This is a genomic window from Teichococcus deserti, assembly GCF_001982615.1.
Classification (GTDB): Bacteria; Pseudomonadota; Alphaproteobacteria; order Acetobacterales; family Acetobacteraceae; genus Pseudoroseomonas; species Pseudoroseomonas deserti.
This window is the reverse complement of sequence record NZ_MLCO01000065.1, coordinates 1-20,404: the sequence shown is the minus strand read 5'-3', so window position 1 is coordinate 20,404 and position 20,404 is coordinate 1. Positions and strand designations below refer to the sequence as shown.

The window sequence follows — 20,404 nt, the reverse complement described above, 5'->3', positions numbered from 1 at the left end:
GACCTGGGCGGGCGGGCCGGGCTGACCACGGATGCGCTGCCCGCCACGCTGCGCCGCGGGCTCGGCCTCGCGCCACGCCCGCCGATCGCCCTGCCGGCGCCGCTGCTGCGGCTGGCGGCGCGGCTGGGCGCGGTCTGGCCCGGCGCGTCGCTGACCCCGGAGACGCTGGCCATGCTGGCCGCCGGCAGCACCGGCGACCCGGCCCCGGCCGAGGCGGCGCTGGGCTGGCGCGCCCGCCCCCTGCCCCTGGCACTGGCCGCCGAGCCCGCCGTCGCCGCCGACCGCTGGCATGCCCGGCTGCTGCCGGCCCGGCCTGTGATCCGCGCCGGGCTGGCGGCGGTCTGGCTGGGCTCCGGCCTGATCCCGCTGCTGCTGACGCCGCCCGCGGTCAATGCGGCGCTGCTGGCCGGCCTCGGCCTGACCGGCGCTGCGGCGCTGGCGGCGCTCTGGGGCGGTGCGCTGCTCGACCTGGCGATCGGGCTCGGCCTGCTGCTGCCGGGACGGCAGCGGCGCGCAGCGCTGCGCGCCAGCCTGGCGGTGACGCTGGGCTTCTCGCTGCTGGCCAGCTTTGCCGCGCCCGGGCTCTGGGCCCACCCCTTCGGCCCGCTGCTGAAGAATTTTTCCCTGTTCGCCGCGGCGCTGGCGCTGCTGGCGATGGAGGACTGACCCGATGGACGGCTACTTCCTGCTCAAATGGGTGCATGTGCTGAGCTCCACCCTGCTCTTCGGCACCGGGCTCGGCACCGCCTTCCATGGCTGGATGGCGATGCGCAGCCGCTGCCTGCCGGCCCTGGCCGTCTCCGGCCGCAACGTCGTGCTGGCCGACTGGATCTTCACCACTCCCGCCGTCATCATCCAGCCGGTCACCGGCGTGATGCTGGCGCTGCGGGCAGGCTACGGGTTGGGCGACTCCTGGCTGCTGGCCTCGATCCTTCTCTATGTCCTGGTCGGCGCCTGCTGGCTGCCGGTGGTCTGGCTGCAGCTCCGCCTGCGCCGCCTGGCCGAGGCGGCGGTGGCCGACGGCACGCCGCTGCCGCCGCTTTTCGACCGCTATGCCTGGATGTGGTTCGCCCTCGGCTGGCCCGCCTTCCTCGGCGTCATCGCCATCTTCTGGCTGATGATCGCCAAGCCTGTCCTCTGGTAGGGTTCAATCCGATGACCGCCGCCGGCCCTCCCGTGCTGATCTTCGACGGCGACTGCGCGCTCTGCGACGGCGTCGTCCGCTTCGTGCTGCGGCATGAGCGCGACGACCGGCTGCGCTTCGCCAGCGCCTGGTCGGCGGCCGGGCTGGCCCTGGCCGCGACCCATGGGCTGACGCGGGAGGATCTGCGCCGCAGTTTTCTCTACGTCGGGGACGGGCGGGCGCTGACCCGCTCGGCGGCAGCGCTGGCGCTGGCGCGGCATCTGCGCGCGCCATGGTCGGGGCTCCGGCTGCTGGGCGCCCTGCCGCGGCCGCTGCGCGACGGCGTGTATGACCGCGTGGCGCGGCATCGCCTGGCGCTGTTCGGCCGTGTGCAGCACTGCCTGCTGCCCTCGCCGGAGCAGCGGCACCGCTTCCTCGACCTCGGCGAGCGGCAAGGCCGCTGACGCCGCAGCAGCGCGTGCCTGGCCGACCGGGACCGCTCACATCGGCGTGCGTCGAGGCCGCTTTCCACTGTTTGGGGGAAGCCGCGGCGGCGCGGCGCGCCTCTGCTGCCAGCCGGACCGGGGAGACGACGACCGTGCTGCTGCGCTGCGGCCTTGCCCTGCTGCTGCTCGGGCCGCTGCCCGCCGGCGCGCTGGGCCCGGCCGAGCGCGACTGGCTGCTGCGCGACGCACTGCGCGCCATCCTGGCCGCCATGCCGGAGGAGAGCGACCGCGCCCTGAGCCTGGTGCGGCTGCGCTTCCATCCGCGGCCCGACGCGCCCGGGCTGATGCTATGCGGCCGGCTGGACTTCGCCGATGCCGAGGCCGGCGGCATCGGCGTGGCGCTGCTCTACGACAGCGACGCGCCGGGCCGGCCGCGCCGCGCCGGCGCGCCGTTCTTCCATGGGCTGGAATGGCTGCGCGGCGCGCTGCCGCCGGCCGATCGCTGCGCCGAGGCGGAAGGCCAGCGCGCCCTCGATGCCAGTGCCCTGCCCCAGTGACCGCCTGCATGATGTTTCGGTGACGACGGCCTTGTCGGCGGCGCGCCCCTGCTCCTAGATGCCGGCGCCCGTCCTGCGAGGTTTCCTGTCCCCATGCATCGCCGCACCCTGCTGTCCGCCGCTCTGCCCGCCGCCCTGGCCGCCCCTGCCCTGCTGTCCGCCCCGGCCCGGGGCCAGAGCGCCTCTCAGGGGGTCACCCGCGCCCAGACGCTGCGTGTGGTGCCGGAGACGCTGACCACCATCCTCGACCCGCATTTCACCACCAGCTTCACCGCGCGGGACTTTTCCTATCTGGTCTTCGACACGCTCTTCGCCATGGACGACCAGTGGCGGCCGCAGCCGCAGATGGTCGACAGCTTCGAGCGCAGCGCCGACGGGCTGAGCTGGCGCTTCACCCTGCGCGACGGCCTGGCCTTCCATGACGGCGCCGCGGTGACATCCGAGGACGTGGTCGCCAGCCTGCGCCGCTGGGCCGCGCGCGACGCGCTGGGCGGGCTGCTGCTGCGCGCGACCACCACGCTGGAGCCGGTCGACGCGCGCAGCTTCCGCCTGGTGCTGGCGCGCCCCTTCGGCCTGGTGCTGGAGGCGCTGGCCAAGCCCGGCGCCATGGTGCCGATGATCATGCCGAAGCGCCTGGCCGAAACGCCGGCGAGCCAGCCGATCACCACGCCCGTCGGCTCCGGCCCCTATCGCTTCGTGGCGGAAGAGTATCGCCCCGGCGACCGCATCGTGCTGGCCCGCAACACCGCCTATCGCCCGCGCGAGGGCGCGCCCGTCTGGGCCAGCGGCGGCAAGGTTGCCCGCTTTGAGCGGGTCGAGCTGATCGCCATGCCGGACGTCTCGACCCAGGTCAGCGCCCTGACCACCGGCGAGGTCGACTACCTGGAGCGCGTCCCGGCCGACGTCCTGCCGGTCCTCGAGCGCAACCGCCAGATCCGCGTGCAGGTGGTCAGCCCCTTCGGCTACCAGGGCATCCTGCGCTTCAACCATCGCCTGCCACCCTTCGACAATCCGAAGGTGCGGCGCGCGGTGATGCTGGCGGTCAACCAGGCCGACTACCTGCCCGGCGTCGCCGGCCGCCCCGAATTCGGCCGCGAATGCCGCAGCTTCTACGGCTGCGGCACGCCTTACGAGACCACCGCCGGCATGCCCGCCGCGGCCGATCTGGAGGCGGCCAAGAAGCTGCTGGCCGAGAGCGGCGCCGATCTGTCGCGCCCGGTGGTCATCCTGCATCCGGCCGATGCGCCGGGCATCGCGGCGCTCGGGCTGGTGACGCAGGACCTGCTGACGAAGCTGGGCTTCAAGGTCGATCTGCAGAGCATGGACCTGAACACCTTCTTCGGCCGCCGCGCCCGGCCCGAGGGCTGGAACGTCTTCCACACCACCAACACCGTGCCCGACATGCAGACCCCGCTGCAGAACGTCTATCTCAACGGCGCCGGCCCCGGCCCGTCGGGCTTCGCCGGCTGGCCGGAGGAGGCCGAGGTGGAAAAGCTGCGCGGCGCGTTTGCCGCGGCCGCGACCGAAGACGAGCGCAAGAAGCTGGCCGAGGCGATCCATGCCCGCGCCGCCGAGGCCGGATTCTACATGCCGCTTGGCCAGTTCGTCACACCTTCCGCCTGGCGCGCCGATCTGACGGGGGTGCTGACCGGGCCCGCCATGTTCCTGTGGAACATCGGCCGGTGAGCGCCGTGCTGGGCTATTCCGACTTCATCGACCTGGTGCCGAAGGTCGAGCTGCATCTGCACATCGCCGGCGCCGTCCGCGCGACGACGCTGGTCGAGCTCGCCGAGAAGAACGGCGTGCTGCTGCCGCGCCCTGCCGAAACCCTGTTCCAGTGGCAGGACTTCTACGGCTTCCTGGAGATCCTGCGGCTGGGCGCCCTGGCGGTGAAGGATCGCGAAGACTTCGCCCGGGTCGCCTATGAATGCATCGAGGATCTGCACCGCGACGGCAATGTCCGGCACACGGAAATCTTCTTCAACCCGCATTACTACACGCCGAGCGGCGCCATCTATCCGGACATCGTCGACGGGCTGATCGAAGGCCTGGAAAGGGCCGAAGCCGAGTTCGGCGTTTCTGCGCTGCTGATCGCCTGCATCGACCGCAGCGTCTGCCTGCCCTCGGAAGCGCTGGAAATGCTCGACTGGATCGCCGGCCATCCGCGCCACCAGGTGGTGGGCGTCGGCCTGGACGGCGCCGAGCGCGCTGGCCCGCCGCTGGTCTGGGTCGAGGCCTGGCGCCGCGCGGCGCGGGCCGGGCTGCGCCGCACCGCCCATGTCTGCGAGGACAACCAGACGCTCTTTGAAGGCCCGCCCACGCATTTCAGCCATTGCCGCGACGCGCTCGGCTGCGACCGGCTCGACCATGGCTACAACATGCTGGCCGATCCGGCGATCACCGCCCGCGCGGCGGCCGAGGGCGTGCCCTTCACCATGGCCTGCTGGTCCTCGATCCCGGGCAATCGCGGCCCGCGGCAGCAGCGCATCAAGCGGATGTATGAGGCCGGGCTGAACATCGTGCTCGGCACCGACGACCCGACCTTCTTCCGCACCACGATGAACCATTGCTGGCGCACGCTCTTCGCCGCCACTGGCTGGCAGCCGGCGGATGCGCGGCGCCTCAGCCTGGCCGGCATCGAGGCCAGCTGGCTGCCCGAGGCGCAGAAGGAAATCCTCCGCGCCGAATTCGCGGCGCGGCTGGACGCGCTGGAGGCGGCGCTCGACCCCGCCGACCGCGCGCTGGACGAAGCGGTGCAGCGGCCCCGGCCCGTCATGCCGGGCTGAGGCCGCCACGGGCAGAAGCTCAGCGGGGCGGCTGGCCGGCGGCCGGCGCATTGGCGGCGACGCCGTGGCGGGTCACCAGCGCGCCGCTGACCGGGTCCAGCTTGAACTCGACCTTGACCCCGTTGCGGTCGCGCGCCTCGACCTCCCAGCAGCCGTCGTCGCGGCCGATCTCTTCCGCCGTGTAGCCCATGGCGGCGACGCGGGAGACCACCTGCTCCATCGGCATCCAGGCCTCGCGGGCGACGCGGGGGCAGCGGTCGTCGTCGCGGGCCATGGCGGGGCCGGTGGCCAGCGCGGCGACACCGAGGAGGGCCAGGGCGGAAACGGTCAGGATGCGCATGGAAAGAAAGCTCCGTGTTCGGTTGACGGGGACACCCTGGCAGGCCGGCCCCTCGCCAGCCTGACGCGCGCTGTCAGCGCAATGTCAGCAAGGCTGGGCTATATCCCTCGCGTGACCCTCCCCCGTTTCCTTCTGCTCACCGGCCTGCTGCTGCTGCCCCTCGCCCCCGCCCAGGCGGATCGCGACGACTGGCGCCGCCTGGGCTGCCGCAACGAGCAGGATTGCGCCCGCCAAGCGCTGGAGCGCGGCGAGATCCGGCCCTTGGAAGACGTCCTGGCCGTGGCCCGCCGTGCCGTGCCGGGCGACATCGTCGGTGTCGAGCTCGACCGCGACGACGGCCGCTGGGTCTATGAGATCAAGGTGCTGACCGCCGGCGGCAAGCGGCGCGAGATCGAGATCGAGGCCACCACGCTGCGCATCCTGGAGATCGACTGAATGCGCCTGCTGGTCGCCGAGGACGAGCCGCATATCGCCGCCGACCTGCGCGGCGCGCTGGAGCAGGCCGGCTATGCCGTCGATGTCGCCGTCGATGGCGAGGCCGCCTGGTTCCAGGCCGAGGTCGAAGCCTATGACGCCATGGTGCTGGATCTCGGCCTGCCGCGGCTGGACGGGCTCAGCCTGCTGCGGCGGCTGCGGGCGGCGGGCTCGACCATGCCGGTGCTGATCCTGACCGCCCGCGACGGCTGGCGCGAGAAGGTCGAGGGCATCGATGCCGGCGCCGACGACTATCTCGCAAAACCTTTCCGCATGGAGGAGCTGCTGGCCCGGCTGCGCGCCATCCTGCGCCGCGCCGTGGGCCATGCCTCGGCGCTGCTGGTGGCCGGGCCGCTGGAGCTCGACACCCGCAGCCGGACGGTCGCGCTGGATGGCCGGGCGCTGGCGCTGACCGCGCTGGAATACCGGCTGCTGGCCTATCTGCTGCACCATCGCGGCCGCGCGGTGCCGGCCGGCGAGTTGCTCGACCATCTCTATGACGGCGAGGCCGAGCGCGAGACCAACGCCATCGAGGCGCTGCTGGCGCGGCTGCGCCGCAAGCTGGGCACGCCGCTGATCGAGACGCGGCGTGGCCATGGCTATGTGATCGCTGTGCCTTGAGGTTCATCCGGCGCGGCTCGCTGCGGCTGCGGCTGGTCGGCGCCGCCGCGGCGCTGATTGTTTTGGCATTGGTGCTCGCCGGCGCCGGCCTCCTCGTCATCTTCGAGCGCGAGCTGGCGGCGCGGGCCACCGACGACCTGGACCGGACCGCGAAATTCATCGCCGCCCAGCTGGAGCCCGGCCCCGAGGGCCGTCCGCGCCTGCTGCAGGAGCCGGCCGATCTGCGCCTGGCCACCGCCTATGGCGGGCTCTACTGGCAGGTGGAGGGCGGCGGCACCCTGCTGCGCAGCCGCTCGCTCTGGGATGCGCAGCTGCAGCCCCCCGCCTTCCCGCCCGGCGTGGTGCAGGGCGCCGAGCCCGAGGTGCTGACCCTCGCCGGCCCCGAGCGCAGCCGGCTGCTGGCGGTGCGCCGCGCCGTGGCGCTGGGCCGCCGCGGCGCCGAGGTCGACTATGCCATCCTGGTCGCCATCGACCGCCGCGACCTCGCCGCCAGCCGGGATTCCTTCCTGGCCATGCTGGTGCCCTCGCTGGCCGGGCTGGGGCTGGTGCTGGTGCTGGCCATGGCGGCCTTCGTGCACCGCGCCATGCTGCCCTTCCGCGCCCTCGGCCGCGACCTGCGCGCCGTCGAGGCCGGGCAGCGCGCCACCCTGTCCGGCGCCGTGCCCGACGAGGTCCGCCCGGTGGTCGAGGCGCTGAACCGCCTGGTCACCCTGCAGGAGCGCGCGGTCGGCCGCGCCCGCATGCAGGCCGGCGACATGGCGCATGGGCTGAAGACGCCGCTGGCGGTGCTGGGCGCCCTGGCCCGGCGGCTGCGCGCCGAGAACCGGGCCGCCGAGGCCGCCGAGGTCGAGGAGCAGGTCCAGGCCATGGCCCGCCAGGTGGATCGCGCCCTGGCCCGGGCGCGGGCCGGCGGCGGCGCCGCGCTGCGCCGCCACGGCACGCCGGTCCGTCCCCTCGCCCACAAGCTGGTCTCCGTGCTGCAGCGGCTGCCGGCGGATCGCGCGATCGACTGGCGGCTGGAGGTCGCGCCCGACTTCACCTTCCCGGCCGAGGAAGGCGACCTGACCGAGATGCTCGGCAACGTGCTGGACAATGCGCGCAAATGGGCCGGCGGCGTGGTGCGGCTGGCGACCGAGGGCGGCGCGCTGGTGGTCGAGGATGACGGCCCCGGCCTGGCGCCGGACCTGGCCGATTCCATCACCCGTGGCCAGCGCTGGGACGAAAGCCGTCCCGGCACCGGCTTCGGCCTGGCCATCACCCGCGACCTGCTGGAGGGCAGCGGCGGCGCGCTGCAGCTGCAACGCGCCGCCTCGGGCGGCCTGCGGGTGCTGCTGCAGCCCGCGGCCGGCGCCTGATCAGCGCGGCAGGGTCACCGTCACCCGCAGGAAGGCGGCGGCGATCTCCGTCCCCTGGGCCGAAGTGTTGTGGCTTTCGAACAGCGCCTGCAGCTCCTGCTGCAGGTCGTCGGCGCGGCCGGCTTTCTCCGCCGCCTCGAAGGCGTTCATCGTCGGGCCGTAGAACTGCCGGAACTTCTGCAGGAAGCCGGCGGGCGGGGCCGGGTCGCGGAAGGTGTAGCTGTCGCGCTCGAAGGCGATGGCCCCGGGCGGCAGGCCGGCGGCGACGAAGCGCTCGGTGACCAGGCTTTCGATGCCCCAGGTCATCGGGCTGACGAAGCCCTCCGGCGGCGGCGGCGAATAGGCGGCGCTGATGCGCAGGATCTGCGCCACCAACGTCGGGTCGTTCGGGATCCAGTTGCCCATGACGATGCGGCCGCCGGGCCTGGTCACGCGGACCATGGCCTTGGCCACGTCGAAGGGGCGGGGCGCGAACATGGCGCCGAAGATGCTGACCACCAGGTCGAAATAGCCGTCCGGCAGGTCGCGCAGGTCGCAGGCATCGCCCTGCTGGAAGCGGAGGTTCTTCAGCCCCGCGGCCTGGGCGCGGCGGTTGCCGGCTTCGACCAGCGGGCGCGAGATGTCGACCCCGGTGACCTCCGCCCCGCGCTGCGCCGCCGGCAGCGCCGTGGTGCCGTCGCCGCAGCCGAGGTCGAGCAGCTTCATCCCCGGCGTGATGCCCAATCGGTCGACCAGCGCCGCGCCGCTGTCGCGCATCGCGGCGGCGACCTGGGTGAAGTCACCTTTCTCCCACAAAGCCTGGTTCGGATTCATGATTGGATGCTCCCCCGCCGCCTTGCCAGGCGGCCGGCGGCATCCTATTCCGATGCGACATCGAATCGGATCACGGTGCCGGGAGCCAGATGTTGGAGCGCGCGAAGGAAGGGGGCGCGGACCGAGGAAGCACACCCTGCCCGTGTGCAAATCAGTGGCCTGCGGCATCCCCCTTCAGGTTCCGCAAGGCTGGATCGGACGGTTCGCATAGTGCGCCCGATCCCCTCGGTCCGCTCCCGGCCATGGCCTCCCCTGCAGGACAGGGCCGGTATCCCGCGGTTGCTCGTCTGCGCCAGCGGAGGCCCGGGGAGAATGCGGGATCCGGATTGCGGTGGGACGGTAGTGGACCGCCCTCCGCCAGCGCTCGTTTGCAACTGCGAGTTATTCGCAATAAAGGCTTTTACCCGGGGGCGGTCAAGCGCTTTCTGACGGGGGGGCGCGAATTTCTCCTCGCGCCCCCCACCCGCTCAGCCCTGGGGCGCGAGCTTGTCCTGGGTCTTGGTCTCGAAGTCGCTGGCCTCGTGCCGCTCATGCAGCTGGCTGGAGGGCTCGCCGCTGACCCGGTTGACCATGCGGCCGCGCTGCACCGCCGGCCGCGCCAGCACCTCGTCCGCCCAGCGGTTGACGTGCTTGTAGCTGCCGACGTCGAGGAATTCGGCGGCGTTGTAGAGCCAGCCCTTCACCAGCCCGCCATACCAGGGGAAGACCGCGATATCGGCGATGCTGTAGCTGTCGCCGCCGAGATAGGCGCTCTCGGCCAGGCGGCGGTCCAGCACGTCGAGCTGCCGCTTGGTCTCCATGGTGAAGCGGTCGATCGGATACTGCATCTTGCTCGGCGCATAGGCGTAGAAATGGCCGAAGCCGCCGCCGAGATAGGGGGCGCTGCCCATCTGCCAGAACAGCCAGGACAGCACCTCGGCCCGCGCCGCCGGCTCCTTCGGCAGGAACTCGCCGAATTTCTCGGCCAGATACTGCAGGATGGCGCCCGACTCGAAGACGCGCACCGGCTTGTCGCCGCTGCGGTCCAGCAGCGCCGGGATCTTCGAGTTCGGATTCACGCCCACGAAGCCGCTGCCGAACTGGTCGCCATCGCCGATCTTGATCAGCCAGGCGTCGTATTCGGCGCCCGCATGGCCGAGGGCCAGCAGCTCCTCCAGCATGATCGTCACCTTCACGCCGTTCGGCGTGCCGAGCGAATAGAGCTGCAGCGGGTGGCGCCCCACCGGCAGCGCCTTCTCATGCGTCGCGCCGGCGATGGGGCGGTTGATATTGGCGAAGCGGCCGCCGCTGGCCTTGTCCCAGGTCCAGACCTTGGGGGGCTCGTAATCAGGGGTGCTCATGCTGTGCTTCTCCGGATAGCGCGACCGCCAGGCGGCCCTTGTCCCATCACCTCGTCATTCGGCGCGAAATAACAAGGCTCAGCCATTCGGCGACCAGCGGGCCGAGGGTGTCCGGGGCTTCGAAGGGAATCATGTGGCCGGTATCCTCGACGATCCGGAGCGTGGCGCCGGGGATGCCGTCGCGCAGTTCCTCCGCCTCGGCCAGGCTGCGCAGCCGGTCCTGGCGGCCGGCGACCACCAGGGTGGGGACGTCGATCCCGTCCAGGCGGTCGGCATCGCCCGGCCGGTCCAGCAGCAATTGCCGGCGGAAGGTTTCTGCGCCTAATCGCTCGCCCATGGCCTGGATGCGGGCGATCAGGGCCGGGTCGTCCTCCCGCGCCGGATGCAGCGAGCGGGCGATGGCGGCGCGTCCGATGCGGACCCCCTGCCCCACCCGCGCCGCGGCGGCGGCCTTGCCGGCGGCGCGGTCGGGGCTGTCGCCCTGGGCGGAGGTCGCGATCAGCACCAGCGCCTCGATCCGCCCCGGCGCCTGGCGCGCCACTTCCCGCGCCACATAGCCGCCCATGGAGAAGCCGACCGCGACGAAGCGGTCGGGTGCCGCGGCCAGCGCCCGGCACGCCATGCCCGCGATGCTGTCGTCCTGCGATGGATCGGCATGGAGAACCGGCAAAAAAGCCTGCCAATGCGGCAGGACCTCCGACCAGAGATCCGCATCCGTCATGAAGCCGGGCATCAGCAGCATTGCCATGCCGCCAGACTGGCCGGCCGGGCGCTGCACGGCAACCCGTCTCGACAGCACGCGCCGCAGGGTCTTGGATGGCCGCCGCACAGAGGGAACGGAGTGAAGAATGCGGGGCATGGTGGTGGCGGCGCAGCCCGAGGCGGCGGAAGCGGGGGTGCTGGCGCTGAAGCGCGGCGGCAATGCCATCGACGCGGCGGTGGCCGCGGCCTTCGTCCAGGGCGTGGTCGACCCTTTCATGACCGGCATCGCCGGCTATGGCGCCATGCAGGTCTATCTGCCGAAGCGCGGCGTGCACAAGACGCTCAGCTTCTTCGCCCGCGCCCCGGCGGCGGCGACGCCCGACATGTGGGCCGACATCGCCAACGGCCAGTCGCGCGACGGCTTCGCCTACCTCGTGCGCGGCCAGGTGAACGACATGGGCTACCAGGCGCCGGGCACGCCGGGGAATCTCGCCGGCTACTGCGCCGCGCTGGAATCCTACGGCACGATGGATCTCGCCGATGTCATGCGCCCGGCGATCGAGCAGGCGCGGCAGGGCTATATGGTGCGGCCCTATGTCCAGTATTTCTGGAACCTCGACCACAGCGCTTCCGGCCTGGTGAACCCGGCCGAGGCGCTGCGCTTCAGCGCCAGCGGCCGCGCGCTCTATTGCCGTCCCGACGGCAGCATCAAGCGCGCCGGCGACCGGGTGGTGAACCCGGACATGGCGACCTCGCTGGAACGGATTTCTCGACACGGCCCGGATCTGTTCTACCGCGGCGAGATGGCCGAGCAGATCGCCGCCGATTTCGCCCGCAACGGTGGGCTGCTGTCGCTCGCCGACCTCAACGGCGTCCGCGTGACCGAGGGCGACCCCGTCTGGGGCAGCTATCGCGGCCTGCCGGTGGCCAGCCTCGGCGTGCCGGGCGGCGGCGTCACCCTGCTGCAGCTGCTGCATGTCATGGAGCAGTTCGAATTCTCTGCGCTGGAGCACAACAGCCCCGAGCATCTGCGCATCCTGGCCGAGGCGATGAAGCAGGTCGCCATCGACCGCGACGCCTTCATCGGCGATCCCGACTTCGTCGAGGTGCCGGTGGAAATGCTGTTGTCCAAGGCCCGCGCCGCCGAGATCGCCGCCCGCATCCGCGCGCGGGAAAAGGCGCATGTCGTGCGCGCGCCCTACGAATCCGCCGACACCACCCATGTCAGCGTCGTCGATGCCGAGGGCAATGCCGTCACCCTGACGCACACGCTGAACACCCCCTCGGGCGTCATCACCGAGGGCTTGGGCTTCATGTATAACGGCCTCATGAGCGGCTTCGACCCGCGCCCGGGCCGGCCGCATTCCATCGCGCCCGGCAAGAGCCGCACCTCGTCGCAAAGCCCGACCATCGTCTTCCGCGACGAGAAGCCCTTCATCGTGGTCGGCGCGCCGGGCGGCACCGCCATCGTGCCCGCCATCGCCCAGGGCATCAGCAATGTCGTCGACCACGGCATGAGCATGTTCGAGGCGGTGGCCGCGCCGCGCATCTCGGTCAACAGCGACACCATCGACGTCTCCAACCGCATCCCGCATTTCGTCACGCGGGAGCTGGAGGTCGAGGGCTATCCGATCGCGCGCAGCGCGATGGGCTTCGCCTTCGCCGCGCTGCACGCCATCAAGATCGAGGGCGGCCGCGCCACGGGCGGCGCCGACCCGCAGCGGGACGGCGTCGCCCTGCAGGCCTAGCCCGGGGTCAGGCGGAGAAGCTCGCCCTCGGCGCTGTCGGTCAGCAGCATGACCGCGCCGTCGCGGGCGACGCGGACATCGCGGATGCGCGCCTGGCCCTCCAGGTAGCGCGCCTCGCCGGTGACGCGCTGGCCGTCCAGCGTCAGCCGCACCAGGCACATGGCCGACAGCCCGCCGACCAGCAGGCTGCCGCGCCAGCTCGGGAAGAGCGGGCCGTCATAGAAGGCCAGCCCGCTCGGCGCGATCACCGGATCCCAGTAGTAGAGCGGCTGTTCCATGCCCTCGGCCGCGGTGCGGCCCTGGCCGATGGCGCGGCCGCTGTATTCCAGCCCGTAGCTGATCACCGGCCAGCCATAGTTGCGGCCCGGCTGCGGCCGGTTGAGCTCGTCGCCGCCGCGCGGCCCGTGCTCGATGGTCCAGAGCGCGCCGTCGGGGCCCATCGCCGCCGATTGCAGGTTGCGATGGCCATAGGACCAGATTTCCGGCTGGCCGCCGGGGATGGCCGGGTTGCCCGGCGCGGCGCCGCCCTCCGGCGTGATGCGCAGCACCTTGCCCAGATGGGTGGAAACATCCTGGGACAGCTGGCGCGGCTCGGGCAGCGAGCGCTCGCCGGTGGTGACGAAGAGCATGCCCTGGCGGTCGAAGACCAGCCGCGAGCCGAAATGCAAGGTCGAGCGCCAGCCCGGCTGCTGCCGGAAGATGACGCGCACGTCCTCGAGACGCGTGAAATCGGCGGACAGCGTCCCGGTGGCGACGCTGGTGCCGTTCAGCCCCTGGCCGCGCGGCTCGGCATAGCTCCACCAGACGCGGCGGTCCTCGGCGAAGCTTTGTCGCACGGCGACGTCGAGAAGACCGCCCTGCCCCTGGAAATCGACCGCGGGCAGGCCGGCGATCGGCGGCGACAGCCGGCCGTCGCGGCCGATGCGGCGGATCCGTCCCGGCCGCTCGGTGACCAGCCAGCCGCCGCCGGGCAGTTCGGCCAGGCCCCAGGGGTTCTCCAGCCCGCCGGCCACCACCTGGGTGCGCGGGGTGACGCTGTCGCGGATGACCGGCGCCCGGGTCTGGCCGGCGAAGGCCGGGCGCTGGTCGCGGGCATTGGGCGGCGCGTCGTTGAAGCCGGCGGCGCGGGCGGCCAGCGGCAGGGCGGCGACGCCAGCGCCCAGCAGCAGGCCGCGGCGGGAGGGGGCGCTCATCCGGCGGCCTTCACGGCGCGCCAGGCGGCGCCGCCCTCGACCTGCCCGGTCAGCGCGCCGCCCTCCAGCCGGCCGGTGTAGCGGCGGCCGCCGGCGGTGAAGGTGATGGCCTCGCCGTCCATCTTGGCGTCCGAGATCGCCAGCGACTGGCCGCCCTGGGTCAGCGTGCCGGTCAGCGCCTGGTAGCGCTGCTCCAACACCAGCCGGTCCTCGCCGATCTGCCACTGGCCGGCGACCTGGGCCGGGATGATCCAGAGATAGGCACGGCAGAAGCTGGCGCAGGCGGCGCCGGTGTCGAAGCTCTGGTCCGGGTTCCAGTCGCCCATGGTGAAGGTGTTGGAGACGACGCGGGTGCCGGGCTTCATCGCCAGCAGCGTCGGGCGCAGCCGCTCGTTCAGGGTCTGCAGCAGGAACAGGGTGACGACGGTGGCGTCCGAGAAGTCGGACTGGAAGATGTCGGCCTGGGCGAAGCTGGCACGGCCGTTCAGCCCGGCGGCCTCGGCGTTGCGGCGCGACAGCGCCACCATGTCGGGGTTGAACTCGATGCCATGCGCGCGGGCGCCGCGCTGCGCCGCGGTGATCACCGTGCGGCCGTCGCCGGAGCCCAGGTCGACCACGTAGTCCTGCGCGGTGACCTTGGCCATGTCGAGCATGCGGTCGACCAGCTGCTGCTGGGTCGGCACCCAGACCACGTCCTTGCCGGCCTGGCCGACGGTCGGGCTGTAGGCGGGCGCCCCGGGCGGCTGCTGGGCCGCCGCGGCGCCGGCCAGCAGCGGCATGGCGCAGGCGGCAAGGAGGAGGAAGCGGCGCATGCGGAGCGTGCTCATGGGCGGGTCTCTCCGAAGGAAGGCGTGAGGGGTGTGCGCGGCCCGCGGCGGCGGAACAGCAGCAGCGGCAGGCCGGCGGCGACCACGGCGAGCCCGAGCAGGGCGCCGAGGCCGGTATAGGCGATGCTGGCATGCAGCATGTAGCCGCAGGTCAGGCAGAACAGCGCGGGGGTCAGCGGATAGAGCGGCACCTTGTAGGGCAGCACGCGATCAGGCTCCCGCCGCCGCAGCACGAACAGCGCCAGGCCGACCAGGAACAGGAATCCCCAGAAGACGGGGGCGGTGTAGTCGACCATGGCGCGGAAGCCGTCCTCGGTGACGGCGCCGAGGCCGACCAGGGCGAGCGCGATCGCGCCCTGCAGGATCAGCCCATTGGCCGGCGTCGCGCCGCGCGCCGCGCCGCCGCGCGATTTCCAGCGGCTGATGCGGGCCAGGAAGGTCACGTCGGCGGCCATGGCGGACCAGGAGCGGGCGCCGGTGAAGATGGTGGCGTTCAGCGTCGAGATGGCGGCGACGATGATGGCGGCGCTGACCAGCCCGGCGCCCGAGGGACCGGCGACGCGGGCCATCATGTCGGCGGCGACCGCATTGGAGCCGCGCAAGCCCTCGAGGCCCAGGATCGACAGCAGCGCCAGATTGGCCAGGACATAGAGCGCGACCAGGATGGCGGTGCCGGCCAGCAGCACGCGCGGGACGTTGCGCGGCGCGTCCTGCATCTCGCCGGTGAGATAGGCGGCCTCGTTCCAGCCGCCATAGGTCAGCAGCACGAAGACCATGGCCATGCCGAAGGCCGCCGTGCCCGGCGCCACGGCAGGGGCGGGCGCCGCCTCGGCCGGGGTGCCGAACAACCCGAAGCCGATGATGGCGACGATGGCGCCGACCTCGATGGCGGTGGCGGCGACCTGCAGGTTCTTGCCCGGCAGCGTGCCCAGCACGTTCACCGCGGTCAGCGCGACGATCGACAGCGCGGCATAGAGCGCCGGCCCCTGCGGCCCGATCGGCAGCAGCTGCGCCGCATAGTCGCCGAGGACGAAGGCGACGCCGGCGATGGCGCCGGTCTGGATCACCGAGCCGCGCGCCCAGCCGAACAGCATGGCCACCGGCCGGCCATAGGCGCGCGACAGGAAGTGGTATTCGCCGCCGGCATGCGGGTGGGCCGCCGCCAGCTCGGCATAGCAGAGCGCGCCGATCAGGGTGACCAGCCCGCCGGCCACCCAGACGCCGACGAAGGCCAGCTCGCTCTCGACATGCGCCGCGACCAGCGAGGGGGTGCGGAAGATGCCGATGCCGACGACGATGCCCACCAGCATGATGGTGGCGTCCAGCGCCGACAGGGAGGCGCGTGGCGGCGTCGGCTCAGGCGGCATGCGGGACCCTCTCGTCAGCCGTCGGCAGCCTGGCGGAACGGCTTCCGAAGGCTTTCCAGAGGATTACGGAACGGTCATCACGAAGTTCAAGGCGTCAGCGCGGCGATGGGCCGCAAAATCGCGACAGCGCTACCCCGCCACCCGCTGCCGCGCAGCCGGGGCCGCCGCTTCCGGCGCCGGGCCGGCCGGCGGCTGCCGCGCCGGAAAGGCCACGCTGAAGACGGCGCCGCCGCCCTCGCGCGGGGCGCCGGCGATGCGGCCGTCATGCGCCTCGACGATGCTGCGGCAGATCGACAGCCCCATGCCCATGCCGTCCGGCCGGGTGGTGTAGAAGGCGCGGAAGATCTCCGAGGCGGCCGCCTCGGACAGGCCCACGCCGCGGTCGGCGACGGTGAAGCCGATCTCCTCGCCGCCTTCGGTCGACAGCACCAGCAGCTTCTGGCCTGCCCCGGCCGGCATGGCGGCGCGGCTGGCCTGCATGGCATTGACCAGCAGGTTCACCACCACCTGCTGGATCTGCACCCGGTCGGCCAGCAGCGGCAGCGGGCCGGGGGCCAGGTAGAGGTCGAGCGCCATCTCCTGCTCGGCGATCTCGCGGCGCAGCAGGGCAGCGGCCTCGGCGACGACGCGGTTGAGGTCGAGCCAGGCGCGTTCCGGCGCGTGGCGCGCCGCCATGCCGCGCAGCCGCTGCACGATGGCCTTGGCGCGCTGCGCCTCGGCGACCATGTCGGCCAGGCAGTCGCGCACCTCGGCCAGCTCCGGCGGGTCGCGCGCCAGCCAGCGCAGCGCCGCGTCGCCGTTGAAGGACAGCGCCGCCAGCGGCTGGTTGATCTCATGCGCGATCGAGGCCGAGAGCTCCCCCAGGGTCGCCACGCGCGCGACATGGGCCAGCTGCGCCTGGGCCTGCTCCGCGGCCCGGGCGGCCTCGCGGCTTTCGGTGATGTCGACCAGCCCGACCAGGATGCGGTCGCGGCAATGGCCGGCGGCGGGGAAGCCGACCTCGACCAGCACGTCGCGGATGGCGCCATCGGCGGCGCGCAGCGTGGTCTCGCCGCGGAAGCCCGGGCGGCCCTCGGCCAGGGCGATCAGGAAGTCGCGGAAGGTGGCGCGGGTGGCGGCGGTGAAGAACTGCGCGGGCGTCGTCAGCAGCCGGGCGCGGTCGGCGCAGCGCACCAGCCGCAGCGCCGCCTCGTTGACGTCGAGCACGCGGACCAGGACCGCGCATTCCTCGACCAGCTCGGGGCAGGCCAGCAGCCGGGCGCGCAGCCGGGTGGGCTCGCCATAGGGGGCGGCGCCGCCGGCGATCTCGGCCATGCGGGCGCGCAACGCCGAGAAATCCTGCTCCCAGATGGCGACGCCGCTCTGCGCGAAGAGGCTGCGGTAGCGCTGCTCGCTGTCCGCCAGGTGGCGCTGCGCCCGGGCCAGGCGCCAGGCCAGCGGCAGGGCCACGGCCAGGGTCAGCAGCGCCGCCAGGCTGGCCACGGCGGCCTCGGGGACCGGTGCCTCCAGCCGCGCCAGGCCGAGCGCCACCAGGAAGGCCGCCGCTGCCGCCGGCAGCGCCAGCAGCAGGGCGCAGCGCCAGGGCGGGCGGGCCTCGAGATGCGTGTCAGGCGGGGCGTCTTGCCTCAGCCGCATCGGCAGCGGGGATCCTCGGGCGATGCGCGGCAGGATGCCGCGGCGCCGCGTGTTCTGGCGTGAGCGCGGGTTTCCGGCCAGTGAAATGCTGTGAGCCCCGGCCTATAAGCCCTTCTGGCGGTCACGCGATCGCGAGCGGCAGGGCCAGGCGCAGCCGCCCGCCCGGACCCGGCTCGATGGCGATCATCCCGTCATGCGCCTCGACGATCGAGCGGCTGACCGCCAGCCCCAGCCCCATCCCGCCCGGCCGGGTGCTGAAGAAGGCGTCGAAGGCGCGCGCCGCCCCTTCGGGGCAGAATCCCGGGCCGCTGTCCTGCACGCGCAGCTCGGCCATGCCCTCCACCGCCTTGGCGCGCAGCAGCAGGCGGCGCTCGCCCTCGGGCAGCGGCTGCATCGCCTGCAGCGCATTGGTGACGAGATTGACGAAGAGCTGCTGCAGCAGGATGCGATCGCCGCGCAGCAACAGCCCCGGCGCCAGCTCCAGGCTGAGCGCCACGCCTGCCGCCTGCAACTCCCGCTGCACCAGGCGCAGCGCCTCGGCCACCAGGTCCGACAGGTCCAGCGGCAGGCGCTCCGGCTCCGACTTGCCCAGCAGGTGGCGGATGCGGCGCACCACCTCGCCGCCATGCCGGGCGGAGGCGCCGACCTCGGCCAGCGCGGCGCGCGCCTCCTCGAGCTCCGGCGGGTCGCGGGTCAGCCAGCGGCGGGCGGCGTCCGCCCCGGCGCGGATCGCCGCCAGCGGCTGGTTGACCTCATGCGCGATGGCGGCGGCGAGCTCGCCCAGCGCGGCGACGCGGCCGGCGCGCTCCAGCTCGGCGCGCATCTGCGCCAGCATGTCCTGCATGCGGCGGCGCTCGGTGATGTCGAGCACGCTGGCCTGGACGCGGGCCAGGCTTTCGCCCGGCGGCGGGAAGTTCAGCGCGACGATGATGTCGACCGCCGCGCCGTCGGCCGCGCGCAGCCGCGCCTCGGCGGTGAAATGCGGCTGCCCTGCGTCGAGCGCGATCAGGCACTGGGCGAAGCTCTCGTCGGTCTCGGGCAGGAAGCCGGAGAGATGCGTGAAGAATTGTTCCTTCGACGGCACGCCGAGCAGCTTCAGCGCCGTCGCGTTGACGTCGGTGATGTTGACCAGGCGCCGCGTGGCGATGACGAAGTCCGGATGCTCGGCCAGATAGCGCGGCAGGTCGGTGACGCCGCCAGCGCGCAGATCCGCCAGCGCCTGCTGCACCGGGCGGAAGTCATGCTCCCAGATGCCGACCGCCAGGGTCTCGAAGATGGTGCGGTAGCGGCTCTCGCTCGCCGCCAGCAGCCGTGCCTGCTCGGCCTGCAGCGCGCGGGCGGCGATGCTGCGCAGCGCCAGCAGCGTCGCCGCCGCCAGCGCCACCAGGCTGAAGACCAGGCGCAGCGTCGCCGCCGGCTCCGCCTCCAGCCCATGGCCGATGCCGTAGCTGACCAGGGCCAGCGCGCCGCAGAGGCCCGCCACGGCGATGACGCCGCGCTTGGGCAGCATGTCGGCGGCCAGCAGCGGCACCAGCACGTAGAGCACGGCGATGGCGCTGGACAGGCTGGTGAAGCCGTCGACGCCGAAGATCACCGCGATCAGCGTCAGCAGGAAGAAGAAACGGTGGCGCCGTCCGGCCGGGGATAGCTGGCCGGCCAGGCGGAGGGTCGGAATATCGCCGGATGGCATCGCCGGCCGCGCGTCCTGCATGCCGGCGCTTCCCTGGCTGTGGCGGCTCATCGCCGCCTCTGCCTAGGGCCCGCCCCCGGTCGCGGCCAGCTATACCTAGGTATAAGACGCGCTGGATGCGGCACGATGCCGTTCCGGATCGATGCTTGCCCCGCGGCGCCGGATACGGAAGATCAGGTCCGGAACAGCGGTGCCCAGGAGAAAGCCGATGCCTGCCGCCAAGGAGTCCGAGCCACAGCTGATCCTGGTGCTGGACGACGACGCCCGCATCCGCCGCGCGCTGGACACGCTGCTGCGCTCGGTCGGCCATCGCACGGCGCTGTATGAATCGGCGCTGGAGCTGCTGGAGGCGCCGCTGCCGCCGGCTGCCGGCTGCCTGCTGATGGATGTGCGCATCCCGCGGATGAGCGGCCTCGAGCTGCAGGCGCGGCTGGCCGAGCGCGGCGAGCATCCGCCGATCGTCTTCATGACCGGCTATGGCGACGTGCCGATGTCGGTGAAGGCGATGAAGGCCGGCGCCGTCGACTTCCTGATCAAGCCGTTCCGCGACCAGGACCTGCTGGACGCGGTGGACCTGGCGCTGGGCCGCGACCGCGCGCGACGGGAGGCGAGCGCCGCGCTGGCCTCGGCCCGGGCGCTGCATGCCACGCTGACCCCGCGCGAGGCGCAGGTGATGGCGCTGGTCACCGCCGGGCTGATGAACAAGCAGGTGGCGGGCGAGCTCGGGCTCAGCGAGATCACCGTGAAGCTTCACCGCTCCAGCCTGATGCGCAAGCTGGGAACCCGCAGCCTGGCCGAGCTGGTGCGGCTGGCGCAGCAGCTCGGCGTCTGAAGCCTTCCCCCCCAACCATCGTATAGATGCCGCGCGGGGACCGGGCCCCTAGATAGGGGCAGGGCCGGGTGTGACCGGTGCCGGGGACAGGACGTGCAGCCACTCATCGCCATCATCGAGGATGACCGGCGCGTCAGGACGGCCACCGCCAGCCTGCTGCGCGCCGCCGGCCATGCCTCGGAAGGCTTCGCCTCCGCCGAGGAATTCCTGGCGGGCGACACGCGGCGCTTCGCCTGCGTCATTTCCGACGTGCAGATGCCCGGGCGCTCGGGGTTGGAGCTGCTCGGGCTGCTGGCGGCGCAGGGCGGTCCGCCGGTGATCCTGATGACCGCCTTCCCCGATCCGCGGCTGGAGCGCCAGGCACGGGCCGGCGGCGCGCTGGACTTCCTGGAGAAGCCCTGCGACCCGGACCGCATGCTGGCCAGCCTGGAACGCGCGCTCGGCTGAGCGCGACAGATCCCGGCGTTTCCGGGCAAGCCGCGCCGGCCGCCGCTGCCCTAGACTCCGCCTGACGCGCCCGCCCGTCCCCGCCGCCGCGGCCCGGGCCCCCTGGTC

At 72.7% G+C, this 20,404-nt stretch carries 21 protein-coding genes; 12 read left to right on the top strand and 9 right to left on the bottom strand.

Annotated features, from left to right (window positions below; all coding sequences use genetic code 11):
* The 6 genes from BKE38_RS08385 to add form a co-directional block, all read left to right on the top strand.
* The coding region (locus BKE38_RS08385) for a DoxX-like family protein (protein WP_207553529.1) at positions 1-666 on the top strand (666 nt) is incomplete at its 5' end.
* Positions 667-670: 4 nt separating this feature from the next.
* Entirely contained in the window at positions 671-1,144 is a 474-nt protein-coding gene (locus BKE38_RS08380; RefSeq protein ID WP_076956869.1) for a DUF2269 family protein, read from the top strand.
* Positions 1,145-1,155: 11 nt separating this feature from the next.
* The gene (locus BKE38_RS08375; protein ID WP_076956868.1) at positions 1,156-1,587 is read left to right on the top strand and encodes a thiol-disulfide oxidoreductase DCC family protein; all 432 of its coding nucleotides are present in this window, start codon (positions 1,156-1,158) and stop codon (positions 1,585-1,587) included.
* Positions 1,588-1,721: 134 nt separating this feature from the next.
* A complete protein-coding gene (locus BKE38_RS08370; RefSeq protein WP_076956867.1) occupies positions 1,722-2,126 on the top strand; it encodes a hypothetical protein in 405 nt (134 codons plus the stop codon).
* Positions 2,127-2,219: 93 nt separating this feature from the next.
* A complete protein-coding gene (locus BKE38_RS08365; RefSeq protein WP_076956866.1) occupies positions 2,220-3,812 on the top strand; it encodes an ABC transporter substrate-binding protein in 1,593 nt (530 codons plus the stop codon).
* Complete coding sequence (add, locus tag BKE38_RS08360; RefSeq protein WP_165694146.1) at positions 3,809-4,912, top strand: adenosine deaminase; 1,104 nt, start codon at positions 3,809-3,811, stop codon at positions 4,910-4,912. Before BKE38_RS08365 ends, add begins: the two co-directional genes overlap by 4 nt.
* A 19-nt stretch (positions 4,913-4,931) precedes the next feature.
* Here the strand turns inward: add and BKE38_RS08355 are convergent, their stop codons facing one another.
* A complete protein-coding gene (locus BKE38_RS08355) occupies positions 4,932-5,252 on the bottom strand; it encodes a PepSY domain-containing protein (protein ID WP_076956865.1) in 321 nt (106 codons plus the stop codon).
* Between the two features lie 111 nt (positions 5,253-5,363).
* On the opposite strand from BKE38_RS08355, the gene BKE38_RS08350 reads away from it, so the two are divergent.
* The 3 genes from BKE38_RS08350 to BKE38_RS08340 are packed head-to-tail and all read left to right on the top strand — an operon-like array spanning position 5,364 to position 7,702.
* The gene (locus BKE38_RS08350) at positions 5,364-5,687 is read left to right on the top strand and encodes a PepSY domain-containing protein (RefSeq protein WP_242662290.1); all 324 of its coding nucleotides are present in this window, start codon (positions 5,364-5,366) and stop codon (positions 5,685-5,687) included.
* Positions 5,688-6,347, top strand: coding sequence for a response regulator transcription factor (locus tag BKE38_RS08345; RefSeq protein ID WP_076956864.1), 660 nt, complete (start codon positions 5,688-5,690; stop codon positions 6,345-6,347).
* Positions 6,344-7,702 carry a sensor histidine kinase gene (locus tag BKE38_RS08340; RefSeq protein ID WP_242662289.1) on the top strand — a complete coding sequence of 453 codons (1,359 nt, stop codon included), beginning with the start codon at positions 6,344-6,346 and terminating at the stop codon, positions 7,700-7,702. Before BKE38_RS08345 ends, BKE38_RS08340 begins: the two co-directional genes overlap by 4 nt.
* Here the strand turns inward: BKE38_RS08340 and BKE38_RS08335 are convergent, their stop codons facing one another.
* The 3 genes from BKE38_RS08335 to BKE38_RS08325 form a co-directional block, all read right to left on the bottom strand.
* Positions 7,703-8,515 carry a class I SAM-dependent methyltransferase gene (locus tag BKE38_RS08335; protein ID WP_076956863.1) on the bottom strand — a complete coding sequence of 271 codons (813 nt, stop codon included), beginning with the start codon at positions 8,513-8,515 and terminating at the stop codon, positions 7,703-7,705. It lies immediately after the preceding gene.
* A gap of 467 nt (positions 8,516-8,982) precedes the next feature.
* Complete coding sequence (yghU, locus tag BKE38_RS08330; protein WP_076956862.1) at positions 8,983-9,855, bottom strand: glutathione-dependent disulfide-bond oxidoreductase; 873 nt, start codon at positions 9,853-9,855, stop codon at positions 8,983-8,985.
* 46 nt (positions 9,856-9,901) lie between these two features.
* The gene (locus tag BKE38_RS08325) at positions 9,902-10,633 is read right to left on the bottom strand and encodes an alpha/beta fold hydrolase (RefSeq protein WP_207553528.1); all 732 of its coding nucleotides are present in this window, start codon (positions 10,631-10,633) and stop codon (positions 9,902-9,904) included.
* A gap of 70 nt (positions 10,634-10,703) precedes the next feature.
* Between BKE38_RS08325 and ggt the strand changes: the two genes are divergently transcribed.
* The gene (gene ggt / locus BKE38_RS08320) at positions 10,704-12,305 is read left to right on the top strand and encodes a gamma-glutamyltransferase (RefSeq protein WP_076956861.1); all 1,602 of its coding nucleotides are present in this window, start codon (positions 10,704-10,706) and stop codon (positions 12,303-12,305) included.
* On the opposite strand, the gene BKE38_RS08315 is transcribed toward ggt, so the two are convergent.
* The 5 genes from BKE38_RS08315 to BKE38_RS08295 form a co-directional block, all read right to left on the bottom strand.
* Positions 12,302-13,498 carry a PQQ-dependent sugar dehydrogenase gene (locus BKE38_RS08315; protein ID WP_076956860.1) on the bottom strand — a complete coding sequence of 399 codons (1,197 nt, stop codon included), beginning with the start codon at positions 13,496-13,498 and terminating at the stop codon, positions 12,302-12,304. The genes ggt and BKE38_RS08315 overlap by 4 nt on opposite strands.
* Positions 13,495-14,325 (bottom strand): class I SAM-dependent methyltransferase, encoded by an 831-nt coding sequence (locus tag BKE38_RS08310; protein ID WP_242662288.1) that lies wholly within the window; start codon positions 14,323-14,325, stop codon positions 13,495-13,497. Before BKE38_RS08310 ends, BKE38_RS08315 begins: the two co-directional genes overlap by 4 nt.
* Positions 14,322-15,692, bottom strand: a complete 1,371-nt coding sequence (locus BKE38_RS08305) for an APC family permease (RefSeq protein ID WP_076956858.1) — start codon at positions 15,690-15,692, stop codon at positions 14,322-14,324. Before BKE38_RS08305 ends, BKE38_RS08310 begins: the two co-directional genes overlap by 4 nt.
* A gap of 129 nt (positions 15,693-15,821) precedes the next feature.
* The gene (locus tag BKE38_RS08300; RefSeq protein ID WP_076956857.1) at positions 15,822-17,327 is read right to left on the bottom strand and encodes a sensor histidine kinase; all 1,506 of its coding nucleotides are present in this window, start codon (positions 17,325-17,327) and stop codon (positions 15,822-15,824) included.
* A gap of 121 nt (positions 17,328-17,448) precedes the next feature.
* Positions 17,449-19,068, bottom strand: a complete 1,620-nt coding sequence (locus BKE38_RS08295) for a PAS domain-containing sensor histidine kinase (RefSeq protein ID WP_106409163.1) — start codon at positions 19,066-19,068, stop codon at positions 17,449-17,451.
* A 157-nt stretch (positions 19,069-19,225) separates the two neighbouring features.
* Here BKE38_RS08295 and BKE38_RS08290 point away from each other — a divergent pair, with 157 nt between their 5' ends.
* The gene (locus BKE38_RS08290; protein WP_076956855.1) at positions 19,226-19,849 is read left to right on the top strand and encodes a response regulator transcription factor; all 624 of its coding nucleotides are present in this window, start codon (positions 19,226-19,228) and stop codon (positions 19,847-19,849) included.
* 93 nt (positions 19,850-19,942) lie between these two features.
* Positions 19,943-20,296: a response regulator transcription factor gene (locus BKE38_RS08285; protein WP_076956854.1), complete on the top strand. Its 354-nt coding sequence runs from the start codon at positions 19,943-19,945 to the stop codon at positions 20,294-20,296.
* The last annotated feature ends 108 nt before the right edge of the window (positions 20,297-20,404 follow it).